The sequence below is a fragment of the Sphingomonas sp. AC411 genome (assembly GCF_979253035.1).
The window spans coordinates 1,560,403-1,577,894 of sequence record NZ_CEEDAQ010000001.1 but is presented as its reverse complement, the minus strand read 5'-3'; the positions used below and the strand labels follow the sequence as shown (position 1 = coordinate 1,577,894).

The 17,492-nt window shown below is 65.9% G+C and carries 11 protein-coding genes and 3 pseudogenes; 9 read left to right on the top strand and 5 right to left on the bottom strand.

Annotated features, from left to right (window positions below; translation table 11 throughout):
- Positions 1–50 precede the first annotated feature (50 nt).
- Positions 51–2,198 (bottom strand): catalase, encoded by a 2,148-nt coding sequence (locus AC0IX7_RS08005; protein ID WP_471811152.1) that lies wholly within the window; start codon positions 2,196–2,198, stop codon positions 51–53.
- 183 nt (positions 2,199–2,381) lie between these two features.
- Between AC0IX7_RS08005 and AC0IX7_RS08000 the strand changes: the two genes are divergently transcribed.
- The 3 genes and pseudogenes from AC0IX7_RS08000 (at position 2,382) to AC0IX7_RS07990 (ending at position 5,829) form a co-directional block, all read left to right on the top strand.
- Entirely contained in the window at positions 2,382–3,173 is a 792-nt protein-coding gene (locus AC0IX7_RS08000) for a glucose 1-dehydrogenase (protein WP_471811151.1), read from the top strand.
- On the top strand, positions 3,166–5,001 hold the full coding sequence (locus AC0IX7_RS07995; protein ID WP_471811149.1) for a glycoside hydrolase family 15 protein: 1,836 nt from the start codon (positions 3,166–3,168) through the stop codon (positions 4,999–5,001). The genes AC0IX7_RS08000 and AC0IX7_RS07995 overlap by 8 nt, the downstream gene beginning before the upstream one ends.
- 25 nt (positions 5,002–5,026) lie before the next feature.
- Positions 5,027–5,829, top strand: a pseudogene (locus AC0IX7_RS07990) (SDR family NAD(P)-dependent oxidoreductase).
- A gap of 180 nt (positions 5,830–6,009) precedes the next feature.
- On the opposite strand, the pseudogene AC0IX7_RS07985 reads toward AC0IX7_RS07990, so the two are convergent.
- Positions 6,010–7,103 (bottom strand): annotated as a pseudogene (locus tag AC0IX7_RS07985) (NADH:flavin oxidoreductase/NADH oxidase); the annotation flags it as partial.
- A gap of 120 nt (positions 7,104–7,223) precedes the next feature.
- Here AC0IX7_RS07985 and glgX point away from each other — a divergent pair.
- The 3 genes from glgX (at position 7,224) to AC0IX7_RS07970 (ending at position 10,536) form a co-directional block, all read left to right on the top strand.
- Positions 7,224–9,284 carry a glycogen debranching protein GlgX gene (gene glgX, locus AC0IX7_RS07980; protein WP_471811148.1) on the top strand — a complete coding sequence of 687 codons (2,061 nt, stop codon included), beginning with the start codon at positions 7,224–7,226 and terminating at the stop codon, positions 9,282–9,284.
- 410 nt (positions 9,285–9,694) lie between these two features.
- Positions 9,695–10,090: an alpha-amylase family glycosyl hydrolase gene (locus tag AC0IX7_RS07975; RefSeq protein ID WP_471811146.1), complete on the top strand. Its 396-nt coding sequence runs from the start codon at positions 9,695–9,697 to the stop codon at positions 10,088–10,090.
- A complete protein-coding gene (locus AC0IX7_RS07970; RefSeq protein WP_471811144.1) occupies positions 10,090–10,536 on the top strand; it encodes a hypothetical protein in 447 nt (148 codons plus the stop codon). The genes AC0IX7_RS07975 and AC0IX7_RS07970 overlap by 1 nt, the downstream gene beginning before the upstream one ends.
- Positions 10,537–10,586: 50 nt before the next feature.
- On the opposite strand, the gene AC0IX7_RS07965 is transcribed toward AC0IX7_RS07970, so the two are convergent.
- Positions 10,587–10,787, bottom strand: coding sequence for a hypothetical protein (locus AC0IX7_RS07965; RefSeq protein ID WP_471811142.1), 201 nt, complete (start codon positions 10,785–10,787; stop codon positions 10,587–10,589).
- Between the two features lie 158 nt (positions 10,788–10,945).
- On the opposite strand from AC0IX7_RS07965, the gene AC0IX7_RS07960 reads away from it, so the two are divergent.
- The 3 genes and pseudogenes from AC0IX7_RS07960 to treY all read left to right on the top strand — a co-directional run.
- Positions 10,946–11,086 carry a DUF3459 domain-containing protein gene (locus AC0IX7_RS07960; protein ID WP_471811141.1) on the top strand — a complete coding sequence of 47 codons (141 nt, stop codon included), beginning with the start codon at positions 10,946–10,948 and terminating at the stop codon, positions 11,084–11,086.
- Entirely contained in the window at positions 11,083–13,056 is a 1,974-nt protein-coding gene (gene malQ / locus AC0IX7_RS07955; RefSeq protein ID WP_471811139.1) for a 4-alpha-glucanotransferase, read from the top strand. The genes AC0IX7_RS07960 and malQ overlap by 4 nt, the downstream gene beginning before the upstream one ends.
- Positions 13,057–13,080: 24 nt before the next feature.
- A pseudogene (gene treY, locus AC0IX7_RS07950) lies at positions 13,081–15,489 on the top strand (malto-oligosyltrehalose synthase); the annotation flags it as partial.
- A 4-nt stretch (positions 15,490–15,493) separates the two neighbouring features.
- Here treY and AC0IX7_RS07945 read toward each other — a convergent pair.
- The gene (locus tag AC0IX7_RS07945) at positions 15,494–16,522 is read right to left on the bottom strand and encodes a c-type cytochrome (protein WP_471811138.1); all 1,029 of its coding nucleotides are present in this window, start codon (positions 16,520–16,522) and stop codon (positions 15,494–15,496) included.
- Positions 16,519–17,154, bottom strand: coding sequence for a cytochrome c oxidase assembly protein (locus tag AC0IX7_RS07940; RefSeq protein WP_471813802.1), 636 nt, complete (start codon positions 17,152–17,154; stop codon positions 16,519–16,521). Before AC0IX7_RS07940 ends, AC0IX7_RS07945 begins: the two co-directional genes overlap by 4 nt.
- Between the last annotated feature and the right edge of the window lie 338 nt (positions 17,155–17,492).

Below are 17,492 nucleotides of genomic sequence, written 5' to 3'. Positions count from 1 at the left end.
CACCGCACGCTGAGCGTACGGTGGCGTTGCCTTAGGCTTTATCGAAGCGATCAAGCCGCCTCGGGGTCTTCGAACGCGGGAGCGTCGAGATCGACGTTCAGTTCGCGATCCCAGATGCGCAGCTTGCCGAGCGTCTTGAGGAACGCATCGACATCGCCCTTGCCGCCCAGCGCGATCACGCCGTCGTCCATGTCCTCGTCCTCGATGCCGGCCTTTTCGAGGAACGGCTTTGCGTCAGCGTTAAAGCCGATGAACTTGGCATGCCCGAACGCATCGCTGACAAAGTCCTTGGCGGTCTTGTCCTTGCCAAGCTTCTTCGCCCCATCCGCCGACACGACGATCGCGACGGCATCATAGAGTACCGATGGCGCGCCATCGATCTTCTGCTTGCCCTCCGCGAGCGTCCCGTCGTCGAGCGTTGCGCCAGCGACCTTTGGCGCGATGATCTCGTACGTGGCCTTCGCCGCGACGATCCCATCGACCAGAGCCTGCACGATCGCAGCCGGCGCCCCGTCGGTGACGAGAATACCCAGCTTGCGACCTTCGAAGCTGCCGGTAGTGTTCTTCAGGATGCTGAGCGCGTCCGAAGCAGGCAGGTCGGTGCGGGGCTCGACCGCAGCCTTCGCCTTGGGGGGCATCGCCTTGAGGCCGAGCCCGGTCGCGACCGTCTTCGCCAGCTTTTCGTCGATGTTGAGCAGATGCCCGACCATCAACTCGCGGATATCGACCCGCTCGACCTTCGACAGCTCGAACGTCAGCGCATCGCCGATGTGCTTCTGCTCGATCTCGGTCTGGCTAATGAAGAACTGCCGCGCCTGGCTGTAGTGATCGGCGAACGTCGCCGAACGGACCTGTGCCTTGCGCCCCGTCTCCTGCGACGGGAAGTGCTTATAGCCCTTGGTCGGGCTCTCGCGCGGCGTGCCTTCCCAGCTGTTCGGCTCATAGTTCGCACGACCCTTGCGGGCATGCATCGCCATGTGGCCGTCCTGCTGGTAATTGTTCACCGGAATCTTCGGCGCATTGATCGGGATATGCGTGAAGTTGGTGCTACCTAGACGCTTCAGCTGCGTATCGAGATACGAGAAGTTGCGGCCCTGCAGCAGCGGATCATTGGTGAAACCGATCCCCGGCACGATGTTTTGCGTGCAGAACGCAACCTGCTCGGTCTCGGCGAAGAAATTGTCCACCAGACGATCGAGCTTGAAGCTGCCGATGATCCGGACCGGAATCTGCTCCTCGGGAATGACCTTCGTCGCATCGAGCACGTCGAACTCGAAATTGTCGGCGAACTCGTCGTCGAACAACTGCACGCCCATGTCCCACTCGGGGAAGTTACCTTGGTCGATCGCGTCCCAAAGGTCGCGACGATGGAAGTCGGGATCGGCACCGTTGATCTTGACCGCTTCGTTCCACGCGACCGACTGGAGACCCAGCTTGGGCTTGAAGTGGAACTTGACGTAGGTGCCCTTACCCTCGGCGTTGACCAGCCGGAAGGTATGCACGCCGAAGCCCTCGACGAAGCGGAAGCCGCGCGGGATGGTGCGGTCGGACATGATCCACATGACCATGTGCATCGATTCCGGCGTCAGGCTGATGAAGTCCCAGAAATTGTCATGCGCGGTCTGTGCCTGCGGGAAACCGCGGTCGGGCTCCTGCTTGGCGGCATGGATCAGGTCGGGGAACTTGATCGCGTCCTGGATAAAGAACACCGGGATATTGTTGCCGACGACATCCCAATTGCCTTCCTTGGTATAGAACTTAACCGCGAAACCACGCACGTCGCGCGCCAGATCGGCGGAGCCCTTGTTGCCCGCCACCGTCGAAAAACGAAGGAACATCGGCGTCTGCTCGCCGACTTCTGTCAGGATGCCGGCGCTCGTGAATTCTTCCAGGCTCTCGGTCAGCGTGAACGTGCCGTGCGCGCCGTAACCGCGAGCATGAACGACGCGCTCGGGAATACGCTCGTGATCGAAATGGAAGATCTTCTCGCGGAAGTGGAAATCCTCCAGCAACGTCGGCCCGCGATCACCGACTTTCAGCGAGTTCTGGTCGTCGGCAACCGGGATGCCCTGCTGCGTCGTCAATACGGCGCCTTCGCCGCTGGCGATCTGGTGCAGTTCGCCGCCTTCGCCGATCTGCGTTTCGAACGTGTCACCTTTCGGTGGCGTGCCGGTATCCTTGGCGATGGTCTTGGTCATGTGCCGTCCTCGTAGCTACTCAAGACCCACAGCGCGTGGCGAGCCGTAAGAGTTGCACCGAAATCGGACGGTTGATGCAGATCAGCGCGATTGCCGAACGGTTCATGGAGCCTTGGAGAAACTGACCGCGGGGCGCGTTGAGCGGCGATGCCTCCAGTGAAATCCCCAAGCGAAGGACCAGCCATGAACATCGACCTGACAGGCCAGGCCGCGATCGTCACCGGCGCGAGTTCCGGGCTCGGCCGCGCCTCCGCCATCGCCTTTGCCAAGGCCGGCGCAAAGGTCGCGGTCAATTACAACAGCAGCGCGGACAAGGCGCGCGAGGTGGTCGAGGCGATCGAGCAGGCGGGCGGCGAAGCGTTTGCGTGCAAGGCGGATACGTCCGACGAGGCGGCGGTGCTGAAGTTGTTCGACGAGACGGTCGAGCGCTACGGCGGCGTCGACATCGTCTTCGCCAATGCCGGCATGCAGAAGGACGCGGCCTATGCCGACCTGACGCTGGAGGACTGGAAGCGAGTCATCGACGTCAACCTGACGGGGCAGTTCCTCGTGTCGCGCGAGGCGGTCCGCCGGTTCCGCAAGCAGGGCGACCGCGGCTTCAGCCGGCCGATCGGCAAGATCTTGTTCATGAGCTCGGTGCACGAGGTCATTCCCTGGGCGGGCCACGCCAACTACGCCGCGTCGAAAGGCGGCAGCGGGATGCTGATGCGGACGCTCGCGCAGGAGATCGCCGGCGACCGCATCCGCGTGAACGGCATCGCCCCCGGCGCGATCGCGACTGAGATCAATGCGGACGCCACCGCCGACCAGGACAAGCTGCTCGAACTGATCCCCTACGGCCGGATCGGCGACCCCGAGGATGTCGCCCGCGCCGCCCTGTTCCTCGTCTCCGATGCCGCTGACTATATCGTAGGGTCGACGCTCACTATCGATGGCGGCATGAGCCTGTATCCCGGCTTCCGCAACAATGGGTGAGCTTGGCGACAAGCCCGCCATACCCATCGCGGATCATGGCGCGATCGGCAATCTGGAGACGATTGCTCTGGTCGATACGGCGGGTACGATCGACTATCTCTGCTGGCCGTGTCTCGACAGCGCCTCGGTCTTCGCGCGGCTGCTCGACGACGAGAAGGGCGGGCATTTCGCGGTCGAGCCCGAGCTGCCCGGCGCGAACATCGTCCAGATGTATCTGCCCGAGACCAATATCCTGCTCACCCGCTGGATGGCGAATGCGGCGAGCATCGACCTCGTCGACCTGATGCCGGTCGGCAACGACGTCGACGATGCACCGCCCCGGCTGGTGCGACGGCTGACCTGCACGCGCGGGGCGGCGACGATCCGTGTGCGGTGTGCGCCGCGGTTCGATTATGGCGCGGCGGGGCGCAAGGCGTCGGTTACCATCAACGGCGCCGACGTCTCGCGCGGGCGGTTCGATCACGAGACGGGCTTGGCGCTGGCACTTCACGGCGCGGCATCGCTGGTCGCGGACGGTTGCGACCTCACGGCCGAGATCGCATTGCGCGAAGGCGATACCGTCTCGCTGATCCTTAGCAACCCGGACGACGTCTCGCTCGACACCGAGGCGCTCGATGCGATCGTCGAGAAGGACATCGCCTATTGGCGGACATGGAGCCGCCAGTCGCGCTATCGCGGCCGCTGGCGCGAGACCGTCGAGCGCTCGGCGATGGTGCTCAAACTGCTGACCTCGCGCCGCCATGGCTCGATCGCCGCGGCGGCCACCTTCGGCCTGCCCGAGGCGCCCGGCGGCGTCCGCAACTGGGATTACCGCGCGACGTGGATCCGCGATTCCTCGTTCACCGTCTATGCGCTGCTGCGCCTCGGCTTCCAGAGCGAGGCGGTCGACTTCCTCCACTGGACGATGGACCGCGCGCAGGCGTGTTCGAAGGGCCATCTCGGCGTCATGTATGCGCTCGACGGCGGCCCGATCGCCGACGAACGTCCGCTCGATCTCGCCGGGTTCGAGGGCGCGTCGCCGATCGTCGTCGGCAACGAGGCGAAGGACCAGACGCAGCACGATATCTACGGCGCGTTGCTCGACGCGACCTATCTCGGCACCAAACATGGCGAGCCGATCGCGCATGATTCCTGGATGGCGATCTGCCGCATCGTCGATCAGGTCTGCGAGACGTGGGCGACGCCGGACTCCGGCATCTGGGAGGTCCGCGGGCCGAAGAAGCACTACCTCCATTCCCGGCTGATGAGCTGGGTCGCGGTCGATCGCGCGGTGCGGCTGGCGCAGAAACGCTCGCTGCCCGCACCGCTAGTGCGCTGGTCGGAGGTTCGGACCGCGATCAACGAGGACATCTGGGCGAATTTCTGGAACGACGGCCTAGGCCGCTTCGTCCGCGCGATCGGCGATGCGCCCGAGGACATGGCGGTCGACGGCGCGCTGCTGATGATGCCGCTGGTGCGCTTCATCGGCCCAACCGACCCCAAATGGCTCGCCACGCTGGAGGCGATCGGCGAAGACCTGTCCGACGATGGGCAGGTGTATCGCTACACGATCGACGACGGCTTGCCGGGGCGGGAGGGGACGTTCGTCGCCTGTTCGTTCTGGTACGTCGAATGCCTCGCGCGGGCAGGGCGGCTGAACGAAGCGCGCTGGAATTTCGAGAAGCTGCTCGCGCACGGCAACCACCTCGGCCTGTTCGCCGAGGAAATCGCGCAGGACGGCAGCTTCCTCGGCAATTTCCCGCAAGGGTTCAGCCACCTCGCGCTGATCAGCGCCGCCTTCTACCTCGACCGCGCGCTCGACGATGGCGGGCCCAAGGCCTGGGCATGACCTACACTCCGACAAGGATACGACCATGAACCTCGATATCGCAGGCAAGATCGCACTCGTCACCGGGGCCGACAGCGGCATGGGCAAGGAAACCGCCCGGATGTTGTTGCAGGAGGGCGTGCGCGTCGCGATCACCGATCAGCCCGGTGGTGACCTCGACGCGAGCGCGACGGAGTTGAAGGCGCATGGCGAGGTGATCGCGATCGAGGCCGACCTCACCAAGCCTAACGACGTGAAGGCGCTGTTCGCCAAGGTCCGCGCGCAGCTCGGCGAGCCCGACATTCTCGTCAACTGCGCGGGCGTGACCGGCGCGACGGGCGATTTCCTCGACGTCGACGATGCCGGCTGGCAGTCGACGCTCGACATCAACCTGATGGGCGCCGTCCGCGTCTGCCGCGAGGCGATCCCGGCGATGCGCGCCGCGAAATGGGGCCGGATCGTGCTGATGAGCTCGGAGGATGCGGTGCAGCCCTATGTCGACGAACTCGCCTATTGCGCATCGAAGGCCGGGATTTCGAGCCTCTCGAAGGGGCTGTCCAAGGCCTATGGCTGCGACAACGTGCTGGTTAACACCGTGTCGCCCGCGTTCATCGCCACGCCGATGACCGACAAGATGATGAAGAAGCGCGCTGACGAGAAGGGGTGAGCTTCGACAAAGCGATCGAGACGTTCCTCGAGGAAGAGCGCCCCGGCATGACGCTCAAGCGCCGCGGCACGGCGGAAGAGGTCGCGTCGGCGATCGTGTTCCTGTGCTCTGAGCGGGCGAGCTTCATCAACGGCGCGGATATCCGCGTGGACTCCGGATCGGTGATGACCGTCGCGGGGTAAGCTGCCAACCATCATCGCTCGTACCGGAGCGGAACTGATTGATCCTCCCCGCCAGGGGGGTGGCAGGCACTTGCCTGACGGAGGGGAGGCAGGCGCAACCAATGTTGCGTGTTCCTCCCACTCCGTCGCTCCGCGCCACCTCCCCTGGCGAGGGAGGATCGCAAGAGCGCCTCTACCCCCAAACAGATCCTTAAACTGCCGCGGCTGCGACCGAAGATACTGGTTCGGCGCCTTCACCTTCCCCCAAGATGCGCCGCCGCATGCCAAGGCCATCGCGGATCATACAAAATCGTCCGGGCCAGCGCGATCATGTCCGCATCGCCGGTCCCGACGATCGCCTCGGCCTGCTCGAAATCAGTGATCAGCCCGACCGCGACGACCGGGATCGACACCGCCTGCTTCACCGCACGCGCCAGCGGCACCTGATAGCTCGGCCCGACCGGAATCTGCTGCGCCGGCGTCGTGCCTCCGCTGGAGACATGGATCGCACTGCACCCGCGCGCTTCGAGCGCCTTGGCGAACGCGACCGTCTGCTCCGAATCCCAGCCGCCCTCGGCCCAGTCGGTCCCCGACACCCGCATCGTCACCGCACGCTCGGCCGGGAACGCAGCCCGAACCGCATCGAACACCTCGAGCGGGAACCGCATCCGATTTTCGAGACTGCCGCCATACTCATCCTCGCGCCGGTTCGACAGCGGCGAGAGGAATTCGTGCAACAGATAGCCATGCGCCGCATGCAACTGCACCGCGTCGATCCCCAGCCGAGCAGCGCGCACCGTCGCCGCCACGAACGCATCGCGCACCCGCGCCAGTCCGTCGGCATCGAGCGCGACCGGTGCGTTGTCCTCGGGCAGGAACGGCACCGTCGACGGTCCTTCGGTCTGCCACCCATTCGGCGCGCTCGGTGCGATCTGGAGTCCACCCTTCCAAGGCACCTCGCACGACGCCTTGCGCCCGGCATGCGACAACTGGATCGCGATCGGCATGTCGGACCAGCGCCGGACGCTCTCGATTACGCGCGCCATCGCTGCCTCGGTCGCATCGTCGTACAGCCCGACGTCACCATGCGTGATCCGTCCTTCGGGCAGCACCGCGCTCGCCTCGATCGTCAGCAATGCAGCCCCCGACAGCGCGAGCTGCCCCAGATGGATCTGGTGCCAGTCGTTCATGCAGCCGTTTTCCGCCGAATACTGGCACATCGGCGCGATCACGATCCGGTTGGCGAGCGTCAGATTGCCGACCGTGAGCGGCTCGAACAGTTTCGGGCCGCTCATGCGTGGATCGATCGGATGGAAAAAGGCATATGGATGTTCCTTGAAATCTGAGAACGTGCGGCGAAAACTCGCTGCTGCGAGCGGAACATAGGAACCGGCGGACGGGTTTCACGGCAAGGAATGCTGCACCGCGGTAAAGCCGCGTCCGCAGCGAGACGATTACGACACGAAAAGGGTCTTCGCATTGCATCTACTGCCCGACACGCTCGACGCCGGCTCGGCCTACCCCTCGGCGCGACCTTCGACGGCCTCGGCGTCAACTTCGCAGTCTATTCCGCCAATGCCGAAAAGATCGAACTGTGTGTCTATGACGAAACCGGCCGCCGCGAGCTGAAGCGCTATGCGCTCCCCGAATGGACCGACGAAGTCTGGCACGGCTATCTTCCCGACGCGCAGCCCGGCCTGGTCTACGGCTATCGCGCCTATGGCCGCTATGCCCCCGAGGAAGGCCACCGTTTCAACCCGAACAAGCTGCTGCTCGATCCGTACGCCAAGCAGATGATCGGCGAACTCCGCTGGACCGACGCGATGTACGGCTATCAGGTGAAGTCGCCGCGTGCGGATCTCAGCTTCGACCGCCGCGACAGCGCGTTGACGATGCCCAAGGGCGTCGTGACCGACAGCCATTTCGACTGGTCGCGCGACGTGCGGCCCAACACGCCCTGGTCCGAGACGGTGATCTACGAGGCGCATACCAAGGGCCTGACCAAGCTGTTCGAGGAGGTCCAGCCCTCCGAGCGCGGCACCTTCGCGGCGCTCGGCAATCCCAAGGTCATCGATCACCTCAAGCGCCTCGGCGTCACCGCGCTCGAGCTTCTGCCGATCCACACCTACATCCAGGACCGTTTCCTCCAGGAGAAGGGGCTGCGCAATTACTGGGGGTATAATACCCTCAACTTCTTCACCCCCGAGCGCTCGTTCTTCGCGACCGACAGCCACAACGAACTCCGCCGCTCGATCCGCCGGCTGCATGCGGCCGGGATCGAGGTGATCCTCGACGTCGTCTACAACCACACTTGCGAAGGCTCCGAACAGGGCCCGACGCTATCTTGGCGAGGACTCGACAACGCCAGCTACTACCGGCTGGTCAAGGACGACCCGCGCTACTCGATCAACGACACTGGCACCGGCAACACGCTGAACCTCACCAAGGCGCGCGTGATCCAGATGGTCGCGGACTCGCTCCGCTACTGGGCGACCAGCTTCGGCATCGACGGCTTCCGCTTCGATCTCGGCCTGACGCTCGGCCGGACGGACACCGGCTTCGATCCCGGCGCGGGCTTTTTCGACGTGCTCCGCCAGGACCCGGTGCTTGGCAGGCTGAAGCTGATCACCGAGCCGTGGGACATCGGCCCCGGCGGCTATCAGCTCGGCAACTTCCCGCCAGGGTTCGCCGAATGGAACGACAAGTACCGCGACACCGTGCGAAAGTTCTGGCGCGGCGACCACGCGCAGCGCGCCGATCTAGCCGCGCGCCTGACCGGCTCGGCCGACCTGTTCGATCGCCGCGCCCGCCGTCCCTGGGCGAGCGTCAACCTGCTCGGCGCACATGACGGCTACACGCTCGCCGACACCGTCGCGTACGAAGAGCGCCACAACGAAGCGAACGGTGAAGACAACAACGACGGCCATTCCAACAATTGCTCGCGCAACTGGGGCGTGGAGGGACCAACGGACGACCCCGCGATCCTGGAGACCCGCCAGCGCGTGATGCGGTCGATGCTGACGACGCTGTTCGCCTCGCTAGGCACGCCGATGCTGGTCGCGGGCGACGAGTTCGGCCGCACGCAGAACGGCAATAACAACGCCTATTGCCAGGACAACGAGATCAGCTGGCTCGACTGGGACAAGGCCAAGTCCCCTGAGGGCGAAGGGCTGATCGACTTCACCGCGCGCCTGATCGCGCTGCGCCGCGAATACGGCATGCTGCGCGCCGGCAATTTCCTCTACGGCGACGACACGCCGGCCGAAGGGCTGAAGGACATCGAATGGTGGGACGAGCGCGGCCAGCAACTCACGGCGGAAGATTGGGACAACACCAACGGCCGTGCCCTTGTAATGCGCCGCGCCTGCGAGATGGAATCGGGTGAGATCCAGGTGATCTCGCTCTTCCTCAATGCCTCGGAAGGTCCGTTGACCTTCCACATGCCACCCCCGAAGAGGTCGAGCGCACCGTCCTGATCGACAGCAGCAAGCCCGAGCAAGGTCCTCTTCCGATCAAGGACAGCTACGAGCTTCCCCACAGGGTGCGGCGTTGCTCTCGTGGACGGTCGCAGCGGCATGAGCTGGGGACCGACGCTCGCCAACGACGGAACGACCTTCCGCCTCTGGGCGCCCGACCACGACGACGTGACGCTGGAGATCGCCGATGGCGGCGCGGTTCCAATGACGCGCAACGCCAACGGCTGGTTCAGCACCTCGGCTCGCGTAGCGCCAGGGACGCGATACCGGTTCCGGCTGGCGGGCGATCTGACGGTTCCGGATCCGGCCTCGCGAGCACAATCGGGGGCGTCCATGGGTGGAGCGTCGTCGTCGATCACGCCGCCTACGACTGGCGCACAGCAGACTGGCGCGGCCGTCCGTGGGAAGAGATGGTCATTCAGGAGGTCCATGTTGGCGCGCTCGGCGGCTTTGCGGGCGTTGTCGATCACCTCCCGACTATCGCGGCGCTGGGTGTGACGGCCATCGAACTCATGCCCGTAAACGCCTATAGTGGCACGAGAAACTGGGGCTATGACGGCGTGCTACCCTACGCTCCCGCCGAAAGCTACGGCACGCCCGACGAACTGAAGTCGCTGGTCGATCGCGCCCACGAGCTTGGCCTGGCCGTGTTCCTCGACGTCGTCTACAATCACTTCGGGCCTGACGGGAACTACCTCGGCGCGTATGCGCAGGGCTTTTCAACGCCGACGCCGATACCCCCTGGGGCGGCGCGGTCGCGGTCGATCAGGCGCCGGTCCACCGCTTCTTCGTCGACAACGCGCTGATGTGGCTGAACGAATACCGCTTCGACGGCCTCCGCTTCGACGCTGTCCACGCGATCGCGAACGACGATTTTCTCGACGCGATGGCCGCCGAACTCCGCGAGAAGACGGCGGGCCGGCACGTCCATCTCGTCCTCGAAAACGAAGGGAACGACGCCGAGCGTCTGCACTCGGACGCGTTCGACGCGCAGTGGAACGACGACTTCCACAACGTCCTCCACGTCCTGCTGACCGGCGAAACCAGCGCCTATTATGCTGATTTTTCAGATCGTCCGGCCGAACGCCTCGCACGCTGCCTCAGCGAAGGCTTCATCTATCAGGGGAGGGCTCGCCCAACCACGACGGCAAGCCGCGCGGGAAGCCGAGCGCGCACCTCTCGCCGACCGCGTTCGTCGCGTTCCTCCAGAACCACGACCAGATCGGCAATCGCGCGATGGGCGAACGCCTGACGCTGCTCGCCGACCATCAGAAGCTCCGCGCAGCCACCGCCTTGCTCCTGCTAGGGCCGCAAATTCCCTTGCTGTTCATGGGCGACGAGCACGGCAGTGAAAGCCCGTTCCTGTTCTTCACCGACTTCCACGACGAGCTGGCGGACGCGGTGCGCGATGGCCGGCGCAAGGAATTCGCCAAGTTCGCCGCCTTCGCCGACCCCGAAGCACGCGAAGCGATCCCCGATCCGAACGCGCACGAAACCTTCCATCGGTCGCGCGCAGAACCCGGCCCCGATGCGCCCAGATGGCAAGACCTATACCGCAACCTGTTGAAAATCCGCCACGACGCGATCATTCCTCGCCTGCGCGGCACGACCGCGATCTGCGCAGAAGCGATCGGGGAGGGGCCGTCGTCGCCCGCTGGAAGATGGCCGACGGCGCGGTGCTCACGATCGCGCTTAACCTTGGCGATGAGGCTGTGGCGTTCCCGGAGATCGAAGCCGCACCGATCTTCGCCGACGGCGAACTGGGCGAATCCGGCAGCGTCGCGGTCTGGCTGGAACGATGAGCGATCCAAGAGCACTGGCGACCGCCGCCGGTCTGCAACTCGAATGGCATGACGCGGCCGGTCGCCGTCAGACGGTGTCGGACGAGGCGTTGCGGGCGATCCTCGATCGCCTCGGCCACCCATCCGCGAGCGCCACGCAGATCGCAGAAAGCCTCGCCGCTATCGCAGTCAGGACTGCGCGAGCGCCCCGCTTCCTGTCCGTCGACGTCGGTGATCCGATCCAGCTTGCGACGCCGCTATCGGGCGAGGCCGAACTCACCCTGGAAAACGGGACGCGGACGTCGGTTGCGATCGACCGAGGCTTGTTGAAGCCCATCGAGCACACCGGCTATCATCGTCTAGAAATCGGCGACGACGTGATCGATCTGCTCGTCGCCCCGCGCCGCTGCTACACGATCGCCGATGCCGTACCGGGGCGCAAAATCTGGGCGCCCGCAGTCCAGGTTCCCAGCCTACGCAGCGAGACTGCCAAAGTATTCGGCGACTTCGGCACACTCGCGGAGACCGCGCGAGCATTCGGCGAGCGTGGCGCCGACGCGCTCGCGATCAGTCCGACCCACGCTCTCTTCCCCGCCGACGCCAGCCGGTACAGCCCTTACGCGCCATCCAGTCGCCAATTCCTCAACGGCCTCTATGCCGACGCGTCCGCGTTCGCCGGGACGTCGAACGACCCCGCGCCCGACTTGATAGACTGGCAGAGCGCGATACCTGCAAAGCTCGCACGCCTTCGCAAGACCTTCGACCAAGATTCTCAACAACTTGGCAAAACCCTCGACGCATACAGGCACGTAGGGGGCGATGACCTCGAACGCCACGCCGAGTTCGACGCGCTCCACGCGCATTTCCTCGCGACCTCCGGCGCGCGGGGTTGGCAGCAATGGCCGGCCGCGTATCACGATCCCGCCAGCCCGGCCGTCCGCCGCTTCGTCACCGAACATGCCGATGACGTCACCTACTACGTCTTCCTCCAATGGCTCGCTCGCCGCGACCTCGACGCCGCGCAAAAGGCCGCGAAGGATGCAGGCATGGCGGTCGGCCTGATCGCCGACCTCGCCGTCGGCATGGACCCGGGTGGCAGCCACGGCTGGAGCCGACGCAGCGATCTGCTCACCGGCCTCTCGATCGGCGCGCCACCCGATCCGCTGGGCCCGGACGGCCAAAGCTGGGGCATCACCGGTTTCGACCCGCACGCGCTCTGCGAGACCGGGTTCGCCCCGTTCATCGCGACGATCCGCGCGGCCTTGGCGCATGCCGGCGGCATCCGCATCGACCACGCCTTCGGTCTCCGCCGCCTCTGGATCGTCCCCGAAGGCGCGTCCGCCGCAGAGGGCGCGTACCTCGACATGCCGTTCGACGACATGATGCGGATCATCGCGATGGAATCGCAGCGGGCGAAGGCTATCGTCATCGGCGAAGACCTCGGCACTGTTCCCGACGGGTTCCGCGAGGCGATGGATGCGTGCCACATGCTCGGCATGCGCGTACTCTGGTTCGAGCGCGACGCGGACGGTTTCGTGCCCCTAGCGAAATGGTCGCCCGACGCGGTCGCGATGACCGGCACACATGACCTCGCGACAATCGCGGGTTGGTGGAGCGGCCGCGACATCGACTGGACGTGGGACCTCGGCCGCAAGTCCGACGCTATCGACGAACCCGCAGACCGGGCAGCCCGCGCGGACGATCGCGCGGCACTCTGGTCCGCTTTCGACACGGGCGCGAAGCAGCCATCGCTCAATGACACCGACCCGGTCGTCGATGCCGCAATCGCGCATGTCGCTAGCACGCCGTGTGCGCTCGCGATCATACCCATCGAGGATCTGGCGGGGGTGATCGAGCAGCCCAACCTCCCCGGCACGATCGACGAACACCCCAATTGGCGACGCCGCCTGCCGGATATGACCGAGGCACTGCTCCAACGCCCCGCCGTCGCCGCCCGCATCGACACGCTCAACGCCGCGAGACCCGCATGACCCCCTACGACGCCGCGCGCAACTTATCGCTTCCAGTTCCACAAGGACTTCACCTTCGCCGATGCCGAGGCGCTGGTGCCGTATCTCGACACACTTGGGATCAGCCACCTCTACGCCTCGCCGATCACCACCGCCCGCAGCGGGTCCACCCACGGCTACGACGTCGTCGACCCGACCCGCATCAATCCCGAGCTCGGGGGCGAAGAGGCGTTCCGCAGCCTCGTTGCCGCCCTCCGTGCGCGCGACATGGGCGTCATCATCGACATCGTCCCCAACCATATGGGTGTCGCCGGCGGTGAGAACGCGTGGTGGAATGACGTCCTAACGCACGGCCAATCAAGCGAATTTTCGCGCTACTTCGATATCGACTGGCGCGAGAAGCTGGTCCTCCCGATCCTGGGCGATCCGCTCGCCGAGACGCTCGCGAGTGGCGCGATCAAAGTCGAGCAGGTCGACGGTCGGTATGTCCTCGAAGCCTATGGCGAACATCGCCTGCCGATCCGCGACGAGGATCAGGCCACCGCAGCAACCGACGACATCGCCGCGCTCGTCGATCGCCAGCATTACCGCCTCGCATCGTGGCGCGTCGCCAACGATGAACTCAACTGGCGGCGGTTCTTCACGATCAACGACCTTGCCGGCCTCCGCGCCGAAGACCCGGTCGTGTTCGACGCCACGCACGCGCTCTACTTCCGACTGTACGCCGAGGGACTGATCGACGGTGTTCGCGTCGATCACGTCGATGGCCTGACCGACCCCGCCGGCTATTGTCGTCAACTCCGTGCAAGGCTCGATGCGATTGAACGTCCCGCCGATGCGCCAACCGGTCGGGCGTACATCGTCATCGAGAAGATCCTCGCCGACGGCGAACCGCTCAGCAGCGACTGGGGCGTCGACGGCACCAGTGGGTACGACTTCATGGAGCAGGTGACGGCCTTGCTCCACGCGCCCGCCGGTGCCGAACCGCTCGCCGAACTCTGGGCGGATATCGGTGGCCGCTCCCCGGACTTCGCGCCCGAGGAATTGCGCGCGCGGCAGGAATTGCTTGCGTGGCAGTTCCACGCGCAGCACCGGAGCAGCGTCGAGGCCTTCGTCGCACTCGCCCGCTCGACGCCCGAATGCGACGGGCTTACCCGCGGCATGCTCGACCGCGCGATCGAGCGACTGCTCTGGGTCTTCCCGGTCTATCGCACCTACGGAACAGGCGACGCCGCCCCGGCAGCGGACGCCGCGATCCGCGAGACGGTTCGCCAGCGCATCGCGCAGTTCGTCCCACCAGGCGAGACCGCAGTGGTCGATCGTATGCTCGCATGGCTGGCAGGCGAGGGTTCCGGGGAGTCCAAGCTCGCGGCCGAGGCGGTGCGCAAGTTCCAGCAACTCTCCGCACCGATCGCCGCCAAGGCGGTCGAGGACACCGCGTTCTACCGCTACGGCCGCCTGCTCTCGCGCAATGACGTGGGGTTCGACGCTGCACGCATGTCGCTGGAGATCGACGACTTCCACGCGGCAATGGTCGATCGCGCCCGTTATTGGCCGGCGGCGATGCTCGCGACCGCCACGCACGACCATAAGCGTGGCGAAGACGTCCGGGCACGGCTCGCGGTGTTGAGCGAAGTGCCCGACCTCTGGCGCGCGCGCGTGCAACGATGGCACGAACTCGCCGCGCCGTTTGCCGACGGGGTCGATCCTGCCGACGCCTATATGCTGTTCCAGACGCTGTTCGGCGCATGGCCTGAGGAGCTGACGGCATCGGACGCCCAGGGACTGGCGGATTTCGCCAAGCGGATCGTCGCGTGGCAGGAAAAGGCGTTGCGCGAGGCGAAGCTACGGTCCTCGTGGGAGGCGCCGGACGAGGCGTACGAGAGCCGCTGCCACGATCTGGCCCGCGCGTTGCTCGATCCCGAGCGGTCGAAGGCCTTCCTCGACGACATGACCGCGTTCATCGCGCAGATCGCACCCGCGGCGGAGGCGAACGGCCTCGCACAGGTCGCGCTGCGCTACACCGTGCCCGGCGTGCCAGACCTCTATCAAGGAACTGAGACCACCGATCTGAGCCTGGTCGATCCCGACAATCGGCGACCGGTAGATTACGCGCGACTGCAGGCATCGTTGGACGGCAAAACGCCAGCGAAGATGGCGCTGATTCGGCAGCTTCTCGCGATGCGAAGGGATCACCCGACCTTGTTCTCGGAGGGCCGCTACGAGGCGGTCGCCGTCACCGGCCTTCGCGCGGATCGGGTGATTGCGTTTCGGCGGGTCGGCAAGGAGGCAAGCCTGCGCTGCGTCGTTCCGCTCCGCTGTGCCGAGCGCCATCTCGACCGGATCGATGCCCGCGATTGGTGGGGCGACACCGGGCTCTCATCCGGCGAACGGCTCGCCGATGTGCTCGGCGAACGTTCCGTGTCGATCGAGATGTTGCCCGCGAAAAGCTGAAGGATCAGCGGCCTGCGAGATAACGGGCGAGCGGGTCGATCATGTCTTCCGGGATACGGCGGGCAATGACCGGCATCGTCGCCTGCGACTTCCGCGCGTCGACCACCGTCTCATCACCGCGCCAGTTGCGTAGGCGTTGGGCGATGTAGCTAGCGCGCTGGCCGGCAAGGACGGGGTAGGGCTTGCCGGGAGCGTGGCAGCTCGCGCAGGCGGGGAGCTGCACCTTCGGCAACCCCTCGCGGGCGATCTTCGCGGCTTCGGTCGAGCCCGACGGCGTTGCGCGGCCGAGGCCCGGCATCGCGGCGAAGTGGTCGGCCAGCCGTTTCATTTCGGCCGGGGTCAGCGTCGCGGCGGCGTTCGCCATAACGGCGCTCTGGCGCTTGCCGGTCGCATAGGCCTCCAGCGCAGCGCGGAGATAGGCCGGGCTCTGGCCGCCGAGCACGGGCATGTCGGGCTGGCCGCGGCCTTGTCCGTCTGCGCCATGACAGCCGGCGCAAGTCGTGATCCTGGCATCGGAAACACCCGGGACTTCGGTCAGCGAGCGATAGGTTGCGGGTGTCATCTCGGGCAGCAGGCGGACGAAGGCGACCATGCGGCGGACCTCGTCGTCGCGGCCCTTGGCAGCCCAGCCGGGCATGCCGGTGTATTTGACGCCGTGCTTGAGGATCCAGAAGATCTGCTTGTCGGTCCATTCGCGCGCGTTGATCGACAGGTTCGGCGCGGGCGGCGTCGCGGACTGCATCACGGGAAGCGGGCGCACGCCGGGGGCGCCGTGGCACGAGGCGCAGCTTGCCTTGAAGTGGCCGGCGGCGCTGACGAGGCCGTCGTTCGCCTTGGGATCGTCGGGAGCGGTGACGGCGGCGTAAGTGCGGACCGAGTTGCGCATCGTCCAGTGGAGGAACCAGTCGGTGATCTTCCAATGGCCCGACGACGCGGCGATGTTGAACACGCCCGACCAGGCGAACAACAGCCCGGCGAGCGCCAGCGCGACAAGGGTGGCGATTGCGCGCGCCCAGGTGATCCGGATCGTCATGCCGTCGCGCTCCGTGTCTTCAATAGTCCGCCGAGCATCGCGAGCCCGCCGATGAAATAGCTCGCCGCGCCGACCATCAGCATGACGACGCCGCCGAGTTGCTGGTCTTCGAGGGCGTCGAGACCGTGCATTGCCGGGTGCATCTCCATCATCGCGTAGAGCGGGCGCGGGGCGAGGCCGATCAGCGCGCCGAGCAGCGTCATGTGCATCGAGGTCAGCAACATCGCCGCGACACCCGACGCGCGTCGATCGCTCGCGCCGCCGGTGCGCGTGCCGAGAACTGCGCTCCAGAGAAGCACGCCAGCCGCGAGGAAACTTGCCTGCTCGATCAGCAACGCAACCGGCTGCATGTCGACGCGCAATCTGAGCGCGGGGAGGTGCCAGAGCCACACAACGACCAGTTCGACGAGCGACATTGCGAGCGGGGTCACGACCGCGGGCCAGCGCTCGGCCGGATCGAAGCGGCTGCCGGCGATGCCGTACGCCAGGAACGGTGCCGCGACCGCGACTGCGATCATGTGGCCCGTCATGTGCCCGACCATGCCGAGCGGCGCGGCGGCGAACGCCCAGCCGATCGGGACGAGTGCGACGCCCAGCGCAAGGCTCGCGCGTCTCGTCGGCACCCGTCTCATCGGCAATCGCCGAACATGATGACGGGTAGTGCCGTGAAGATCACCGCGACGAAGCTCAGCCCCGCCAGCAACCGCGTCGACAGCGCGAGGAAGCGCAGGCGGTCGATCGCCGTGCCCTGTTCGTGCGGGGCCGGATCGCCTGGCGTCTCGGACTGGACGCGCGCGATATAGCCCGCCGCGACGATCGCCAGCAGCGCCACGATCGTCGCGATTAGCGTCGCAAGGGGAAAGCCGGTCAAGGCGGTCCCCGGGGTCGGCGATTTTGCGCAGGTCACCGCCACCCATAGGTAGCAGAACAGGAAATGTACGGCCCAGATCGTCGGCGGGACGATCAAGGT

What these genes read in the sequence shown, in the direction of transcription:
- AC0IX7_RS08005 (WP_471811152.1), bottom strand. Translation starts at nt 2,198, where the DNA reads ATGACCAAGACCATCGCCAAGGATACCGGCACGCCACCGAAAGGTGAC.
- AC0IX7_RS08000 (WP_471811151.1), top strand. Translation starts at nt 2,382, where the DNA reads ATGAACATCGACCTGACAGGCCAGGCCGCGATCGTCACCGGCGCGAGT.
- AC0IX7_RS07995 (WP_471811149.1), top strand. Translation starts at nt 3,166, where the DNA reads ATGGGTGAGCTTGGCGACAAGCCCGCCATACCCATCGCGGATCATGGC.
- glgX (WP_471811148.1), top strand. Translation starts at nt 7,224, where the DNA reads ATGCTGCACCGCGGTAAAGCCGCGTCCGCAGCGAGACGATTACGACAC.
- AC0IX7_RS07975 (WP_471811146.1), top strand. Translation starts at nt 9,695, where the DNA reads ATGGTCATTCAGGAGGTCCATGTTGGCGCGCTCGGCGGCTTTGCGGGC.
- AC0IX7_RS07970 (WP_471811144.1), top strand. Translation starts at nt 10,090, where the DNA reads ATGTGGCTGAACGAATACCGCTTCGACGGCCTCCGCTTCGACGCTGTC.
- AC0IX7_RS07965 (WP_471811142.1), bottom strand. Translation starts at nt 10,787, where the DNA reads ATGGAAGGTTTCGTGCGCGTTCGGATCGGGGATCGCTTCGCGTGCTTC.
- AC0IX7_RS07960 (WP_471811141.1), top strand. Translation starts at nt 10,946, where the DNA reads ATGGCCGACGGCGCGGTGCTCACGATCGCGCTTAACCTTGGCGATGAG.
- malQ (WP_471811139.1), top strand. Translation starts at nt 11,083, where the DNA reads ATGAGCGATCCAAGAGCACTGGCGACCGCCGCCGGTCTGCAACTCGAA.
- AC0IX7_RS07945 (WP_471811138.1), bottom strand. Translation starts at nt 16,522, where the DNA reads ATGACGATCCGGATCACCTGGGCGCGCGCAATCGCCACCCTTGTCGCG.
- AC0IX7_RS07940 (WP_471813802.1), bottom strand. Translation starts at nt 17,154, where the DNA reads ATGAGACGGGTGCCGACGAGACGCGCGAGCCTTGCGCTGGGCGTCGCA.